General features: G+C 64.1%; 14 protein-coding genes. 13 read left to right on the top strand and 1 reads right to left on the bottom strand.

What is annotated here, in order from left to right:
- Positions 1-98: 98 nt before the first annotated feature.
- The 8 genes from purB (at position 99) to JLK41_RS11935 (ending at position 9,721) form a co-directional block, all read left to right on the top strand.
- Complete coding sequence (purB, locus tag JLK41_RS11970) at positions 99-1,469, top strand: adenylosuccinate lyase (RefSeq protein WP_150609537.1); 1,371 nt, start codon at positions 99-101, stop codon at positions 1,467-1,469.
- Between the two features lie 78 nt (positions 1,470-1,547).
- A complete protein-coding gene (locus JLK41_RS11965) occupies positions 1,548-2,714 on the top strand; it encodes a ribosomal protein uL16 3-hydroxylase (RefSeq protein ID WP_150609535.1) in 1,167 nt (388 codons plus the stop codon).
- Entirely contained in the window at positions 2,707-3,132 is a 426-nt protein-coding gene (locus tag JLK41_RS11960; RefSeq protein ID WP_037055889.1) for a GNAT family N-acetyltransferase, read from the top strand. The genes JLK41_RS11965 and JLK41_RS11960 overlap by 8 nt, the downstream gene beginning before the upstream one ends.
- A gap of 8 nt (positions 3,133-3,140) precedes the next feature.
- Complete coding sequence (locus JLK41_RS11955; protein WP_210391077.1) at positions 3,141-3,782, top strand: DUF7931 domain-containing protein; 642 nt, start codon at positions 3,141-3,143, stop codon at positions 3,780-3,782.
- On the top strand, positions 3,779-4,588 hold the full coding sequence (locus JLK41_RS11950) for a secretin N-terminal domain-containing protein (protein WP_210391076.1): 810 nt from the start codon (positions 3,779-3,781) through the stop codon (positions 4,586-4,588). The genes JLK41_RS11955 and JLK41_RS11950 overlap by 4 nt, the downstream gene beginning before the upstream one ends.
- Positions 4,589-5,147: 559 nt before the next feature.
- Positions 5,148-6,743 (top strand): isocitrate lyase, encoded by a 1,596-nt coding sequence (locus tag JLK41_RS11945; protein WP_037055884.1) that lies wholly within the window; start codon positions 5,148-5,150, stop codon positions 6,741-6,743.
- A 225-nt stretch (positions 6,744-6,968) separates the two neighbouring features.
- The gene (locus tag JLK41_RS11940) at positions 6,969-8,942 is read left to right on the top strand and encodes a PhoX family protein (protein ID WP_210391075.1); all 1,974 of its coding nucleotides are present in this window, start codon (positions 6,969-6,971) and stop codon (positions 8,940-8,942) included.
- Between the two features lie 122 nt (positions 8,943-9,064).
- Positions 9,065-9,721, top strand: a complete 657-nt coding sequence (locus JLK41_RS11935; protein WP_210391074.1) for a hypothetical protein — start codon at positions 9,065-9,067, stop codon at positions 9,719-9,721.
- Between the two features lie 43 nt (positions 9,722-9,764).
- Here the strand turns inward: JLK41_RS11935 and JLK41_RS11930 are convergent, their stop codons facing one another.
- The gene (locus JLK41_RS11930) at positions 9,765-11,159 is read right to left on the bottom strand and encodes a pectin acetylesterase-family hydrolase (protein ID WP_210391073.1); all 1,395 of its coding nucleotides are present in this window, start codon (positions 11,157-11,159) and stop codon (positions 9,765-9,767) included.
- A gap of 585 nt (positions 11,160-11,744) precedes the next feature.
- Between JLK41_RS11930 and JLK41_RS11925 the strand changes: the two genes are divergently transcribed.
- The 5 genes from JLK41_RS11925 (at position 11,745) to nuoF (ending at position 16,531) form a co-directional block, all read left to right on the top strand.
- Entirely contained in the window at positions 11,745-12,158 is a 414-nt protein-coding gene (locus JLK41_RS11925) for an NADH-quinone oxidoreductase subunit A (protein WP_037055877.1), read from the top strand.
- Between the two features lie 10 nt (positions 12,159-12,168).
- On the top strand, positions 12,169-12,846 hold the full coding sequence (locus JLK41_RS11920; protein WP_210391072.1) for a NuoB/complex I 20 kDa subunit family protein: 678 nt from the start codon (positions 12,169-12,171) through the stop codon (positions 12,844-12,846).
- Positions 12,847-12,909: 63 nt separating this feature from the next.
- Complete coding sequence (nuoC, locus tag JLK41_RS11915) at positions 12,910-14,691, top strand: NADH-quinone oxidoreductase subunit C/D (RefSeq protein WP_037055874.1); 1,782 nt, start codon at positions 12,910-12,912, stop codon at positions 14,689-14,691.
- A complete protein-coding gene (gene nuoE, locus JLK41_RS11910) occupies positions 14,688-15,188 on the top strand; it encodes an NADH-quinone oxidoreductase subunit NuoE (protein ID WP_175252955.1) in 501 nt (166 codons plus the stop codon). The genes nuoC and nuoE overlap by 4 nt, the downstream gene beginning before the upstream one ends.
- The gene (nuoF, locus tag JLK41_RS11905) at positions 15,185-16,531 is read left to right on the top strand and encodes an NADH-quinone oxidoreductase subunit NuoF (RefSeq protein WP_210391071.1); all 1,347 of its coding nucleotides are present in this window, start codon (positions 15,185-15,187) and stop codon (positions 16,529-16,531) included. The genes nuoE and nuoF overlap by 4 nt, the downstream gene beginning before the upstream one ends.
- Positions 16,532-16,585 lie beyond the last annotated feature (54 nt).

Below are 16,585 nucleotides of genomic sequence, written 5' to 3'. Positions count from 1 at the left end.
CGTCCTGGCGCGCGAGCCAAGGCCCGTTTCACCCAAGCAGGCCCGACGCAACGCGGCACCCGGACGACTGATCAGCCCGACAGCCCGAGAACGCCCACATGCAGCTTTCCTCGCTCACCGCGGTTTCCCCCGTCGACGGCCGCTACGCCGGCAAAACCAGCGCCCTGCGCCCCATCTTCAGCGAGTACGGCCTGATCCGTAGCCGCGTACTGGTCGAAGTGCGCTGGCTGCAGCGCCTCGCCGCGCACGAAGGCATCCCGGAAGTGGCGCCCTTCTCCGCCGAAGCCAACGCCCTGCTCAACGAGCTGGCGGAAAACTTCGCCGTCGAGCACGCCGAGCGTGTGAAGGAAATCGAGCGCACCACCAACCACGACGTCAAGGCCGTGGAATACCTGCTCAAGGAGCAGGCCGCCAAGCTGCCGGAGCTGGACAAGGTCAGCGAATTCATCCACTTCGCCTGCACCAGCGAGGACATCAACAACCTGTCCCACGCGCTGATGCTGCGTGAAGGTCGCGACGACGTGCTGCTGCCGCTGATGAAGCAGCTGGCAGGCGCCATTCGCGAACTGTCGGTGAAGTTCGCCGACGTACCGATGCTGTCGCGCACCCACGGCCAGCCGGCCTCGCCGACCACCCTGGGCAAGGAACTGGCCAACGTCGTCTACCGCCTCGAGCGGCAGATCGCGCAAGTCGCCGCCGTGCCGCTGCTGGGCAAGATCAACGGCGCCGTGGGCAACTACAACGCGCACCTGTCGGCCTACCCGAGCATCGACTGGGAAGCCAACGCCCGCCAGTTCATCGAAGGTGACCTGGGCCTGACCTGGAACCCCTACACCACCCAGATCGAGCCGCACGACTACATCGCCGAACTGTTCGACGCCATTGCCCGCTTCAATACCATCCTGATCGACTTCGATCGCGACGTGTGGGGCTACATCTCCCTCGGTTACTTCAAGCAGAAGACCATCGCGGGCGAAATCGGCTCCTCGACCATGCCGCACAAGGTCAACCCGATCGACTTCGAGAACTCCGAAGGCAACCTGGGCATCGCCAATGCAATCTTCCAGCACCTGGCCAGCAAGCTGCCGATCTCCCGCTGGCAGCGTGACCTGACCGACTCCACCGTGCTGCGCAACCTCGGCGTCGGTTTCGCCCACAGCGTCATCGCCTATGAAGCAAGCCTCAAGGGAATCAGCAAGTTGGAGCTCAATGCTCAACGTATTGCTGAAGACCTGGATGCCTGCTGGGAAGTGCTCGCCGAGCCGATCCAGACCGTGATGCGCCGTTACGCCATCGAGAACCCCTACGAGAAGCTCAAGGAGCTGACCCGCGGCAAGGGCATTAGCCCCGAGGCCCTGCTGGCCTTCATCGACGGCCTGGACATGCCGACCGCCGCCAAGGAAGAGCTCAAGCAACTGACCCCGGCGCGCTACATCGGTAACGCCGTGGCCCAGGCCAAGCGCATCTGAGCGACACCAGCCTCGAGGACGCCCGGCTGAGCCGGGCGTTTTTGTTTAAAGGTTTTTATCCATTTCAAGGGCTTACCGATGAATCCTGATACTCCGCTGCAATTGCTGGGTGGCCTCACAGCCCGCGAGTTCCTGCGCGACTACTGGCAGAAGAAACCGCTGCTGGTGCGCCAGGCCATCCCCGATTTCGAGAGTCCGATCAGCCCGGACGAACTGGCGGGGCTGGCGCTGGAAGAGGAAGTCGAATCGCGCCTGGTCATCGAGCATGGCGAGCGCCCCTGGGAACTGCAGCGCGGCCCGTTCAACGAGGACACCTTCCAGGACCTGCCGGAACGCGACTGGACCCTGCTGATTCAGGCGGTCGACCAGTTCGTGCCCGAGGTCGCCGAGCTGCTGGAGGACTTCAAGTTCCTGCCCAAGTGGCGCATCGACGACCTGATGATCAGCTTCGCCGCCCCCGGTGGCGGCGTCGGCCCGCATTTCGACAACTACGACGTATTCCTGCTGCAGGCCCATGGCCATCGCCGCTGGCAAGTGGGCCAGATGTGCGATTCCGACAGCCCGCTGCTCCCCCACGCCGATCTGAAGATCCTGGCCGAATTCGAACCAACTGAAGAGTGGGTGCTGGAGCCCGGCGATATGCTCTATCTGCCGCCGTGCCTGGCCCACAACGGCATTGCCGAGGATGATTGCATGACCTATTCCGTGGGCTTCCGCGCGCCAAGCGCTGCCGAAGTACTGACCCATTTCACCGATTTCCTCGGCCAGTTCCTGCCCGACGAAGAGCGCTACAGCGACGCCGACATCCAGCCGAGCGAAGATCCGCACCAGATCCAGCGCGACGCCCTGGAGCGCCTCAAGGCCCTGCTCAACGAGCACATGAGTGACGAGCGCCTGCTGATGACCTGGTTCGGCCAGTTCATGACCGAGCCCAAGTACCCCGAGCTGGTCGCTGGCATCGAGATCGGCGAAGAGGATTTCCTCGGCGCCCTGGAAGATGGCGCGATCATCATCCGCAATCCCAGCGCACGCATGGCCTGGTCGGAAGTCGGCGAAGACCTGGTGCTGTTCGCCAGCGGCCAGAGCCGCCTGGTCACGGCTCGCCTGCGCGAACTGCTGAAGCTGATCTGCAGCGCCGACGCGCTGCATGTCGAGAACCTCGGCGCCTGGCTGGCCGACGACGAAGGGCGTACCCTGCTCTGGGAACTGGTCAAACAGGGAAGCCTGGGGTTCGCCGATGAGTGAGATCACTGTCCGCGTGGCGGACTGGCATAAGGACAATGCCGAGCTGCGGCGGATTCGGGACACCGTTTTCGTCGCCGAACAGTCCGTTCCGCCGGAGCTGGAGTGGGACGCCGAGGACGCCGATGCCGTGCATTTTCTCGTCGAGGAAGGCGACTACGCGGTCGGCACGGCGCGCCTACTGCCCGACGGCCATATCGGCCGCGTCTCGGTGCTCAAGGACTGGCGCGGCCTCAAGGTGGGCGAGACGCTGATGCAAGCGGTGATCGCCGAGGCGGAAAAGCGCGGCCTGCGTCAGCAAATGCTCACCGCTCAGGTGCATGCCACGCCGTTCTATGAAAGGCTAGGCTTCAGGATAGTCAGCGACGAATATCTCGACGCCGGCATCCCGCACGTGGACATGGTGCGCACCAGCCAGTAGAGGAAGCGATGGACAACGAAGACGCCCCGGTCGATACGGACGATACGCAAGCGCCCAGCGAGCTGGCGGCTATCGAATTCGAGTCGCCGGGGCGTTTTGCCGTGCACAATCCCGAGCCCGTCACGCCAGATGTCGCGCAGTGGGAGCCGGCGCCCTTCATCCTCGGCCAGCACGAGCGCCTGGAGCGCTTCAGCCAGCCGCAGGAGGCCCGCGCCCACGTCCTGGCGCTGATCCAGCAGGCGCAGCGCAGCCTGTGCCTGTACAGCGACGATCTGGAGCCATGGCTGTATCACCACAGCAGCGTGCAGCAGGCCTGCACCCGCTTCCTGCTCTCCAGTCCGCGCGCGCGCCTGCGCATCCTGTTGCGCGACCCGACGCGCGCGGTGAAGGATGGCCATCGCCTGCTCACCCTGTCCCGGCGGCTGTCGTCCAATCTGCATATCCGCAAGCTCAACCCCGATTACCCCAGTGACGAACTGGCCTACCTGATCGCCGACGACCGAGGCCTGCTGCTGCGCCCCGAGCTCGACCAGCAGGCCGGCTACGCGCTGTATGCCGACCCGGCACGCGTGCGCCAGCGTCAGGCCCAGTTCGATCAGGCCTGGGATACCAGCATCACCGATCCTGACCTGCGGAGCTTTCTGCTATGACCCTGCGCACGCTGCTCGCCACCCTGCTCCTTGGTCTATGCCTGCCCCTGCATGCGGCGACCGAAGTGATCCCACTGAACTACCGCACCGCCGACGACGTGCTCGGCGTGGTGCAGTCGATGCTGGGCAACGAAGGCCGGGTCAGCGCCTATGGCAATCAACTGATCGTCAACGCATCGCCGGGCAAGATCGGCGAAGTTCGCCTGCTTCTGCAGCAGCTCGACACCCAGCCACGCCGGCTGCTGATCACCGTGGAAAGCAGCGACAGCAATTACCAGAACGATCGCGGCTACCGCGTCGACGGCACGCTCAGCGCCGGCAACGCCGAGGTCCAGGTGGGGCGCGGCGAGGTGAATGGTCGCGACCAGGTGCGCATCATCCGCCGCAGCACCGACAGCCGTGGTGGCGGCACCCAGCAGGTGCAGGCGACCGAAGGCTATCCGGCATTGATCCAGGTGGGCCAGAGCGTGCCGCTGACCACCACCAGCACCGGCCCCTACGGCCAGGTCTATCAGGACACCCAGTATCGCGACGTGACGCGCGGCTTCTACGTGACGGCCAGCCTGTCCGGCGAACTGGTGCACGTGACCATCAGCAGCCAGCGTGACCGCGTCAGCAGCAACCGCTCCAACGTGATCGACGTGCAGAGCACCGACACCCGCGTCAGTGGTCGGCTCGGCGAGTGGATCACCCTGGGGGGCGTCAGCGAGCAAACCAGCTCCGACGGCCGCGACGTGCTGCGCCGTCAGACCACGCAAGGCCGCGAAGACATGTCGCTGCGCCTCAAGGTCGAAGCCCTCGACTGACCCCCGACCAAAGTCGCATGCCCCTTTCGCCCTGCGCAGCATGGACAGTGCGCGCAGCCCGCGAAATGCCTGAAACGCCCGCCCCATGGGCTGCCATCAATGACCAACCGGTCATCTACTGAATATGTAGTAGTTTTAAAAAACCACTACAAAACGTTTGACGAAGCATTTCACCAGAGGCATGATGGCCTCGCTCCCGCTAGCCAGGGGTCCTGAAAAGGATCTCCAGATCGCCCGCGAAGTACTTCGCGACGATCCGTGTCCCAACAGCCCACAAGGCCGTACGACGAGGTTGCGACTGGAACGTAGTTGTCCTGAGGGACGGGGAAGCGTTTAGCGTCAGACAGATCGAAAGCCCAGCAGGTGCCCAAGGTTTCCACGAGCCGACCCGCACCGGCGACGTTACCGAACTGTTAGCTGCATCCCCCCTCCTCGCGGTACATCCTCGCCCCAGCCGTTTTCTCGCCGTTCAAGTGGAAGCCTCCCGCAGCCGCCGCATCCGTGCGCGCATTGAGTGGGTAGTCGGTGCTCAACCAACACATTTTCTGAAGGATTGACCATGTCCGCATATCAAAACGACATCAAGGCTGTAGCCGCTCTGAAAGAGAAATTCGGCAGCAGCTGGAGCGCTATCAACCCAGAGTCCGTCGCCCGTATGCGCGCTCAGAACCGCTTCAAGACCGGTCTGGAAATCGCTCAGTACACCGCTGACATCATGCGCAAGGACATGGCCGAGTACGACGCCGATTCGTCCGTCTACACCCAGTCCCTGGGCTGCTGGCACGGCTTCATCGGTCAGCAGAAGCTGATCTCGATCAAGAAGCACCTGAAGACCACCAACAAGCGCTACCTGTACCTGTCCGGCTGGATGGTCGCGGCCCTGCGTTCCGACTTCGGCCCGCTGCCGGACCAGTCGATGCACGAGAAGACTGCCGTCTCCGACCTGATCGAAGAGCTGTACACCTTCCTGCGCCAGGCTGACAGCCGCGAGCTGGACCTGCTGTTCACCGCCCTGGACGCCGCCCGTGAGGCTGGCGACCACGCCAAGGCTGCCGAGATCCAGGCGCAGATCGACAACCACGAGACCCACATCGTCCCGATCATCGCCGACATCGACGCTGGCTTCGGTAACCCGGAAGCCACCTACCTGCTGGCCAAGCGCATGATCGAAGCCGGTGCCTGCTGCATCCAGATCGAGAACCAGGTTTCCGACGAGAAGCAGTGCGGCCACCAGGACGGCAAAGTGACCGTTCCACACGCCGACTTCCTCGCCAAGATCGCTGCCGTTCGCTACGCGTTCCTCGAGCTGGGCATCGACAACGGCGTGATCGTCGCTCGTACCGACTCCCTGGGTGCCGGTCTGACCAAGCAGATCGCCGTGACCAAAGAGCCGGGCGACCTGGGCGACCTGTACAACTCCTTCCTCGACTGCGACGAAATCTCCGACGCCGAGCTGGGCAACGGTGATGTCGTGATCAAGCGCGAAGGCAAGCTGCTGCGTCCGAAGCGTCTGCCGTCCAACCTGTTCCAGTTCCGCAAGGGCACTGGCGAAGACCGCTGCGTACTGGACTGCATCACCAGCCTGCAGAACGGCGCCGACATGCTGTGGATCGAAACCGAGAAGCCGCACGTTGGCCAGATCAAGGGCATGGTTGACCGCATCCGCGAAGTCATCCCGAACGCCAAGCTGGTTTACAACAACAGCCCGTCCTTCAACTGGACCCTGAACTTCCGCCAGCAGGTGTTCGACGCCATGGCCGCCGAAGGCAAGGATGTTTCCGCCTACGACCGCGCCAAGCTGATGAGCGTCGAGTACGACGAGACCGAACTGGCTCAGGTTGCCGACGAGAAGATCCGCACCTTCCAGCGCGATGGTTCCGCTCAGGCCGGCATCTTCCACCACCTGATCACCCTGCCGACCTACCACACCGCCGCGCTGTCTACCGACAACCTGGCCAAGGGCTACTTCGCCGACCAGGGCATGCTGGCCTACGTGAAAGGCGTTCAGCGTCAGGAACTGCGTCAGGGCATCGCCTGCGTCAAGCACCAGAACATGGCTGGCTCCGACATCGGCGACAACCACAAGGAGTACTTCGCTGGCGAAGCTGCTCTGAAGGCAAGCGGTAAAGACAACACCATGAACCAGTTCCACTAAGAACGGTTCTCTGCTGCGGACCACGCATCCGCAGCAGTTCTTTTGCCTAATCCGCCCCGACCCTGCCGGGGCTTTTTTTATCCCCTGCGTTCAACCTGCCGGGCAGGCGCATGAGCGCCCTTTTCTGGCCGATTTGTGCGGCAGTGCGCAGGCACTGTCACGATTCCGTCGTTTTCCTTGATTAGCGTCATAGCTCCGTCGATCAGCCCAATCAAGGAGCCCACCGTGCGTATCGAACAAGAGCAAGACGTGCTATTCGGCAATGGCGATGAACCCCTCAGCAACGCCTCCAGCAACCCCCATATCAATGACCTGATCGAGGCCGGACTGAGCCGCCGCCAGGTGGTTGCAGGCGGTGCGGCACTCGGTGTCATGGGCTTCCTCGGCGTCGCCCTGCCCGGCAGTGCCGAAGCCGCCGGGAATCCGCTCAAGGACCTGCTCGAACGCCTGAAGAAACGCGGCAAGCGTCTGCCGTTCACGGCGGTGGCGGCCGGCTACAAGGCCACACCCTTCATTCCCTGGGGCACGCCCATTCGCGGCAGCTTCCCGGCATTCCTCGACAATGCCGGCAACAGCGCCGCCGATCAGGCCGATCAGGTGGGCATGCACCACGACGGCATGCACTTCTTCCCCATCGATGGTCAGCGCGGTGCCGGCCACAAGAGCGACCACGGTCTGCTGGTCCTCAACCACGAGTACATCGACGCCCCGCTGCTGCACCCCAACGGCCCGACGCTGGTCGACGGCAAGCGCAGCAGCGCCGACGAGGTCCGCAAGGAAATCAACGCCCACGGGGTTTCGGTGGTGGAAGTTCGTCGCAACCGCGGCCAGTGGGAGGTACTGCCCAGCGCCCGCAATCGCCGCATCACCGGCGCGACACCGATGCAGATCAGCGGCCCGGCGCGCGGCCACGCCCTGCTCAGCACCCGCTACAGCCCGGACGGCACCGCCACGCGCGGCACGCTGAACAACTGCTCTAACGGCTTCACCCCCTGGGGCACCTACCTGACCTGCGAGGAAAACTGGGCCGGCTACTTCGCCAGCGGCGACGCCGAGCGTCCGCGCGAAATGACGCGCTACGAAGTCGGCAGTGCCAGCCGCTACGGCTGGGATCACCTGGCCGGTGACGAATTTCAGCGCTTCAACGCCACCCGCCTGGCCGCCAACGCCAGTGGCGACTATCGCAACGAGCCCAACCACTTCGGCTGGATCGTCGAGATCGATCCCTTCGCCCCCGAAGCCGCACCGGTCAAGCGCACCGCCCTGGGCCGCTTCGCCCACGAGGGCCTGGTGTTCGCCCCGACCAAGCCGGGGCGCCCGGTGGTCTGCTACTCCGGCGACGACTCGCAGAACGAGTACATCTACAAGTTCGTCAGCCGTGGCAAGTACATTCCGGGGCGCAGCAACGGCAGCCTGCTCGACGAGGGCACCCTCTACGTGGCGCGCTTCAAGGCCAATGGCAAGGGCGAATGGCTGGCGCTGGACATCCGCAACAAGGCCTTCCAGGCGGCCTGCAGGGCTGCCGGGGTCAGCTTCGCCGACCAGGGCGAGGTGCTGATCAACACCCGCCTGGCGGCCGACATCGTGGGCGCCACCAAGATGGACCGGCCGGAATGGGGGGCGATGAACCCGCAGAACGGCGACATCTATTTCACCCTGACCAACAACACCTCGCGCACCGTCGTGGACGCCGCCAACCCGCGCCCGGCCAACGCCTATGGCCACATCATCCGCTGGCGCGAGCAGAGCCGCGATCATGCCGGCCGCGAGTTCGTCTGGAGCCTGTTCCTGCTGGCCGGGCCGGAAGGCGACAGTCTCGACCCCAACGGCAGGCCGCTGACCGCCGACAATCGCCTGGCCAGCCCGGACGGCCTCTGGTTCGATAACGACGGTCGCCTGTGGATCCAGACCGACATGAGCGGCAGCCAGCTGGCCAGCGGCCCGTTCGGCAACAACCAGATGCTGGTGGCCGAGCCCGTCACCGGCGAGGTCAAGCGCTTCCTGGTCGGCCCGGTTGGCTGCGAGGTCACCGGCATCACCGCCACGCCGGACTTCCGCACGCTATTCGTCAACATCCAGCACCCGGGTGAAGGCTCGACCTCGACGAACTTCCGCAGCACCTGGCCGGACGGTGCCGGTCGCCGTCCACGCTCGGCCACCGTGATCGTCACCCGCGACGACGGCAAGCCGCTGCTCTGACCCAGCCGCGCCCCTCTCGCGCCACCGCGCGAGGGGCGGCGCATGCAATCGACGCATGGAACAGGCAAGGCGCAGCCGCGGCTTCTAAGCTGGAACACACTCGACTCGCGCAAGGACCGCCCATGCCTCGCTCTTCCCTGCTGTTCGGCAGCTGCCTCGTATTGGGCAGCGTGACACTCGCCTGGTACTGGCAGCGTCCTGATACCCTGCATTCCGCCATCCCGCAGCCCGCGCAGGTGCCCACGGCGCAAGCCGCGCAAGGCAGCCCCGCGCCAGCCCCGGCCGACCTCAGCGAGGAGCAGCTGCAACTGCTGGCGAAACCCGAAGTTCAGCAGCAGGAACGGCGTCTGGAGTTCCATCGGCGTTACCGGGGCTTCATCGAGCACGCCAGCGAACTCGACGCTGACGGCCGCGAGGCGCAAGCGCAGCAACTGAGTGAAGGCGTCGACGCACTGGAACGCAGGGGCGAGCTGGCGCTGAGCGAAGCCTTGCTGCTGCAGATCGGCCTGATCAGGGCCGTCAGCACAGACGAGCAGGAACAGAAGCGCCGCGCCGAAGCCCTGATCAGGCGTTACCAGGCCCTCAGTGCAGAGCGCGAGGCCAGGCAGGCGCAACGGGTCGACCCGAACTTCGCACGCTACAAGGCCGAGGAGAAGCGCATCGTCGAGGAAGTGCTGGCCCTGCAGAGCATTCCCGACGGCCTGTCCCGCGATCAGTACCTGCGCCAGCGTCTGCAGGAGGCGCGCGAACGCAACTATCGACAACGCCCGGACAGCTAGCGCCGCGGCAGAGGCGCCGCCGCAGCACTAGCCGATCATCCGTTCAGAGCAGTTGGTCGAGCAGGTAATACAGCAGATTGAACGGCTTGTTGCGGTCGGCCACATCACTGCTTTCCGATGCTTCCAGCACTTGCCCGCTGCCGTCGAGCACGCTGCTGACGAAGTTGTCCAGTTGCAGGTTCTGCTCCTGGATATCGGCATTGGCGAACTCGATGATGCTGGTGCAGTGGCTTTCGTTGACGTCACGAAACTGCGGGAAGTAGCCCCCGACATTCCCCAGGCTGGCCAGCTGGCTGCGCAGGCGCGACGTATCGGTCGCCCAGCGTTGCTTGATCAGCGCTTCCTTGGTCGCCTGGTCCGGCGCGTTGACGATCTCCGGATAGAAGCGCTCGTAGGAATAGGCGGAGTAGTTCAGGTCCTGCCAGAAGTGCGTATGGCCCATGCGATCACCCGGCAGGTTACTCGAGAGCGCCGGGTAGAGGCTGCCCAGGTCGCTCCTGTCGAAGCCGGGCAGGCGCGCCTGCAGGTACTGCAGTGGTCCCTGCTCGGCATCCAGGCCCCAGGCCTGACGAATGAAGGCTTGCAGCGGATAGGACGGATAGCGCTGGTTGTCCCCCGCCAGGGCGGTGTAGACCGGCCCGGAGTCGTTGACCAGGTAGCCGCGACTGGGCGCCATGTCCTGGCGCAGGTTGGCATAGTTGGTCAGGCTGCCGGCGCCGCCGGCGCTGCACCCTGTGGTCAGCATCTGCGTGGGGCGCGGCAGGTTGTCCTTGAGCCACCCCACCACGGCGCGCATGTTGCGCAGGCCGTTGTGATGCCAGACCAGGGGCTGCTGCCCCTGCGGGTCGTCATACACCGCCACCTTGTCGCCGGAATAGATGTCACCGGTGCAGTACGGCACGTAGACCATGTTCCAGTTCTGCGTCTTCACCCGCGTCCAGGGATGCAGGCGCACCACGAACGGGCTGACCAGGCTCGCCCCCGGATTGAGCAGCGACATGTAGTCGTCGGCGATCCCGTCGGGGTTGCGCGCACCGCGAATGCCGGCCTGCCCGCTGCAGCTGGCGTAGTCCCAGCAGGCACCGCCACCCTCCAGGTAGACGATGGTGTTGCGGGTATTCGGCACCCGGTTGATGAAGAACTTGTAGGGCGAGCCATTGCCGCACACCGCGCCGGTTTCCGGCGCCATCTGGATGGTCTGCCAACCGTAGTAGTTGCTAGCATTGAAGCCACTGTTGAAGCCGCTCGGATTGGCCAGCAGCGGATAAGGCCCGACGCGCTGCGCCGGCATGACCGGGTTATCGGCCCCAGGAGGGGAAACCAGATTGCTCAAGGTCTGCCAGAAGCTGTAGTCGCCCTGCTCGGCGCTGGCAGGCGCACTCAGGGCGAGTAGCAGAACGACAGGAACGATACGCGACAGGGACTGGGCGACAGGCATGGCAAAACCCCTCATCTTGTTATTCGTACGAAGGGCCGGCATACCCAGGCAGGGGCAACAGCGCAGACCCAGCGGTTGGTGGGCACTGCTCGATCAATGATGCATCGCGCTCCGGCGATTCATGCACGCTAGTACAAGATCGCGGGCGCAACACCCAGGAAGGCATATCGTTTAGTGATAATCGCGGCTTCTGCTTATACCTTTGCCCATGACACAGGCCTGCACCTGCTGCTTTCGCCCCAACACCAAAGTGGCAATGAATTGCTCATTTCGCGGCGGCTCATCCGGGACGGAAATAAGGCAGATTAGTCAGCTGAATTTGCGGCGCAAAGTTGCCAGCGAGGGGTTGCCAGCTATAGTTGCGGGGACGACGGGACGAGCGAAAGGCTCAAGAACGGCACTGCGGGCGCCTGTCAATCACAAGCTCGACAGAAATGATCAAACTGCGAGAATAATTTTTCTCTGAAAAATTTACTTACAGTTGGCGTGCACATAGTATTGTATACACACTTTGCGTCAGCGCCCTCGATGGCGTTAGGCGACTACTAAATTAAAAGCCGTTCCTTAATTTCAAGGAGTACCGGCATGCCTGATGCGGTAACGACCATGTCCCAGAACTGGGCTTTCGCTGTTTTCTTGCTGGGTGTCTGCGGGCTCATCGCCTTCATGCTCGGCGTCTCCAGCCTGCTTGGCAGCAAGGCGTGGGGCCGCAGCAAGAACGAGCCGTTCGAGTCGGGCATGCTTCCCACCGGCAGCGCGCGTCTGCGCCTGTCAGCCAAGTTCTATCTGGTCGCGATGCTCTTCGTGATCTTCGACGTTGAAGCCCTCTATCTCTTCGCTTGGGCTGTCTCGGTGCGCGAAAGCGGCTGGGCGGGCCTGATCGAAGCTACAGTTTTCATAGCAATTCTGTTGGCAGGTCTTGTCTATCTTTGGCGTATCGGCGCGCTCGATTGGGCACCGCAGGGACGTCGTGAACGGCAGGCGAAGCTAAAACAATGAGGCTTTGGCGATGCAATACAAACTTACTCGGGTCGACCCGGATGCGCCCAATGAGGCGTATCCGATCGGCCAGCGGGAGGTCGTCTCCGACCCGCTGCTAGAGGACCAGGTTCACAAGAACATCTACATGGGCAAGCTCTCGGACGTGCTGAGCGGCGCGGTCAACTGGGGGCGCAAGAATTCCCTGTGGCCGTACAACTTCGGCCTCTCTTGCTGCTATGTGGAAATGACCACCGCCTTCACCGCACCGCACGACGTCGCACGCTTCGGCGCCGAAGTCATTCGTGCGTCACCGCGTCAGGCCGACTTCATGGTCATCGCCGGCACCTGCTTCATCAAGATGGCGCCGGTCATCCAGCGTCTCTATGAGCAGATGCTGGAGCCCAAGTGGGTCATCTCCATGGGTTCATGCGCCAACTCCGGCGGCATGTACGACATCTACTCGGTCGTTCAGGGCGTGGACAAGTTCCTCCCCGTGGACGTCTACATTCCCGGCTGCCCGCCCCGTCCGGAGGCGTTCCTGCAAGGCTTGATGCTGCTGCAGGAATCCATCGGCCAGGAGCGCCGCCCGCTATCCTGGGTCGTAGGCGACCAAGGCATCTACCGTGCCGAAATGCCTTCGCAAAAGGAACAGCGCCGCGAGCAGCGAATCGCCGTTACCAACCTGCGTAGCCCTGACGAAGTCTGAGCCGATGCTTGCCTGCGCAAGCCTCACGCCCACTTTCTACGTTGTTCGATAGCGACCGAGACCATGACTGCAGACACCGTTGTGTCCATACCGCCATACAAAGCTGACGACCAGGACGTCGTCGCCGAACTGCGCGCCCAATTCGGCGACGACAGTTTCACCCTGCAAAGCACCCGCACCGGCATGCCGGTTCTCTGGGTCGCCCGCGAGCGCCTGATCGAGGTGCTCACCTGCCTGCGCAAGCTGCCGCGCCCCTACGTGATGCTCTATGACCTGCACGGCGTCGACGAGCGCCTGCGCACCCAGCGTCGCGGCCTGCCGGATGCCGACTTCACTGTGTTCTACCACCTAATGTCGCTGGAGCGTAACAGTGACGTGATGATCAAGGTGGCGCTGCGCGAGGGCGATCTCAACCTGCCGAGCGCCACCGGCATCTGGCCCAACGCCAACTGGTACGAGCGTGAGGTCTGGGACCTGTACGGCATCACCTTCACCGGCCACCCGCACCTGAGCCGCATCATGATGCCGCCGACCTGGGAAGGCCACCCGCTGCGCAAGGACTATCCGGCGCGCGCCACCGAGTTCGACCCCTTCAGCCTGACTCTGGCCAAGCAGCAGCTCGAGGAAGAAGCCGCGCGCTTCCGCCCGGAGGACTGGGGCATGAAACGCGGCGGCGAGCACGAGGACTACATGTTCCTCAACCTCGGCCCCAACCACCCTTCCGCGCACGGTGCCTTCCGCATCATCCTGCAGCTCGACGGTGAAGAGATCGTCGACTGCGTGCCGGAGATCGGCTACCACCACCGTGGCGCCGAGAAGATGGCCGAGCGCCAGAGCTGGCACAGCTTCATCCCCTACACCGACCGCATCGACTACCTCGGCGGGGTGATGAACAACCTGCCCTACGTGCTGGCCGTGGAGAAGCTGGCCGGCATCAAGGTGCCGCAGAAGGTCGACACCATCCGCGTGATGCTCGCCGAGTTCTTCCGCATCACCAGCCACCTGCTGTTCCTGGGGACCTACATCCAGGACGTCGGCGCCATGACCCCGGTGTTCTTCACCTTCACCGACCGCCAGCGCGCCTACAAGGTGATCGAAGCCATCACCGGCTTCCGCCTGCATCCGGCCTGGTACCGCATCGGCGGCGTCGCCCACGACCTGCCACGCGGCTGGGACAAGCTGGTCAAGGAGTTCGTCGACTGGCTGCCCAAGCGCCTCGACGAGTACGAGAAGGCGGCACTGAAGAACAGCATCCTCAAGGCGCGCACCATCGGCGTGGCGCAGTACAACACCAGGGAAGCGCTGGAATGGGGCACCACCGGTGCCGGTCTGCGCGCCACCGGCTGCGACTTCGACCTGCGCAAGGCGCGCCCCTACTCCGGCTACGAGAACTTCGAGTTCGAGGTGCCGCTGGCCGCCAATGGCGACGCCTACGACCGCTGCATGGTCCGCGTGGAAGAGATGCGTCAGAGCATCCGCATCATCGACCAGTGCCTGAAGAACATGCCGGAAGGCCCGTACAAGGCGGACCACCCGCTGACCACACCGCCACCGAAAGAGCGCACGCTGCAGCACATCGAGACCCTGATCACGCACTTCCTGCAGGTTTCCTGGGGCCCGGTCATGCCGGCCAACGAAGCCTTCCAGATGATCGAGGCGACCAAGGGCATCAACAGCTATTACCTGACGAGCGACGGCAGCACCATGAGCTACCGCACCCGGATTCGCACCCCCAGCTTCGCCCACCTGCAGCAGATCCCCGCAGTGATTCGCGGCAGCATGGTGGCGGACCTGATTGCCTATCTGGGCAGTATCGACTTCGTCATGGCCGACGTGGACCGCTGATCATGAGCACGCTAATCCAGACAGACCGTTTCGTCCTCAGCGAAACCGAACGCTCGGCCATCGAGCACGAGATGCATCACTACGAAGACCCGCGCGCCGCCAGCATCGAGGCGCTGAAGATCGTGCAGAAGGAGCGCGGCTGGGTGCCGGACGGCGCCGCCGATGCCATTGGCGCGATCCTCGGCATCCCCGCCAGCGACGTCGAGGGCGTCGCCACCTTCTACAGCCAGATCTTCCGTCAACCGGTCGGCCGCCACGTCATCCGCGTATGCGACAGCATGACCTGCTACATCGGCGGCCATGAGTCGGTGCTCGCCGAGATGCAGCAACAGCTCGGCATCGGCCTCGGCCAGACCACCGCCGACGAGCGTTTCACCCTGCTGCCGGTGTGCTGCCTGGGCAATTGCGACAAGGCCCCGGCCGTGATGATCGACGACGACACCTTCGGCGACGTTCGAGCGGACGGCGTAGCCAAGCTGCTGGAGGACTACAAATGAAGACCCTCACCTCCATCGGCCCGGCCAACCGCATCGCCCGCAGCGAAGAGACCCACCCGCTGACCTGGCGCCTGCGCGACGACGCCCAGCCGGTATGGCTGGCCGAGTACCAGGCGAAGAACGGCTATGCCGCCGCACGCAAGGCGCTGACCGAGATGGCCCAGGCCGACATCGTGCAGACCGTCAAGGAATCCGGTCTCAAGGGCCGCGGCGGTGCAGGCTTCCCCACGGGCGTGAAGTGGGGCCTGATGCCGGCCGACGAATCCCTGAACATCCGCTACCTGCTGTGCAACGCGGACGAGATGGAGCCCAACACCTGGAAGGACCGCATGCTCATGGAGCAGCTGCCGCACCTGCTGGTGGAAGGCATGCTGATCTCGGCTCGCGCGCTCAAGGCCTACCGTGGCTACATCTTCCTGCGCGGCGAATACGTCGACGCCGCCGCCAACCTCAACCGCGCCATCGAGGAAGCCAAGGCTGCCGGTCTGCTGGGCAAGAACATCTTCGGCTCCGGTTTCGATTTCGAGCTGTTCGTGCATACCGGCGCCGGGCGCTACATCTGTGGCGAAGAAACCGCGCTGATCAACTCGCTCGAAGGCCGCCGCGCCAACCCGCGCGCCAAACCGCCCTTCCCCGCTGCCGTCGGCGTGTGGGGCAAGCCGACCTGCGTCAACAACGTCGAGACCCTGTGCAACGTGCCCGCCATCGTTTCTGGCGGTGTCGACTGGTACAAGAGCCTCGCCCGTCCGGGCAGCGAAGACCATGGCACCAAGCTGATGGGCTTCTCCGGCAAGGTGAAGAACCCCGGCCTGTGGGAGCTGCCGTTCGGCGTCAGCGCGCGCGAACTGTTCGAGGAGCATGCCGGCGGCATGCGCGACGGCTACCGGCTCAAGTGCTGGCAGCCGGGCGGCGCCGGTACCGGTTTCCTGCTGCCCGAGCACCTCGAGGCGCAGATGTACGCTGGCGGCATCGCCAAGGTCGGTACGCGCATGGGCACCGGCCTGGCGCTGGCGGTGGACGACTCGATCAACATGGTCTCCCTGCTGCGCAACATGGAAGAGTTCTTCGCCCGCGAGTCCTGTGGCTGGTGCACGCCGTGCCGCGATGGTCTGCCGTGGAGCGTGAAGATTCTCCGCGCCCTGGAGCGCAAACAGGGTACCGCCGAAGACATCCAGACCCTGCTCGGGCTGGTCAACTTCCTCGGCCCGGGCAAGACCTTCTGCGCCCACGCACCCGGTGCGGTGGAGCCGCTGGGCAGCGCCATCAAGTATTTCCGTGAAGAGTTCGAGGCCGGTGTGGCGCAGGTGGCGAGCACGCCCCGCACGCCGGCGACCGCGAGCTGAACAGACGAATTCCCTTAGCCAGCCGCTTTAGCAAGCGGGTAAACGAAGACTCAA

This window comes from Ectopseudomonas khazarica, from assembly GCF_017915135.1.
In the GTDB taxonomy this organism is placed as follows: Bacteria; Pseudomonadota; Gammaproteobacteria; order Pseudomonadales; family Pseudomonadaceae; genus Aquipseudomonas; species Aquipseudomonas khazarica.
This window is presented reverse-complemented; position numbering and strand designations above follow the sequence as displayed.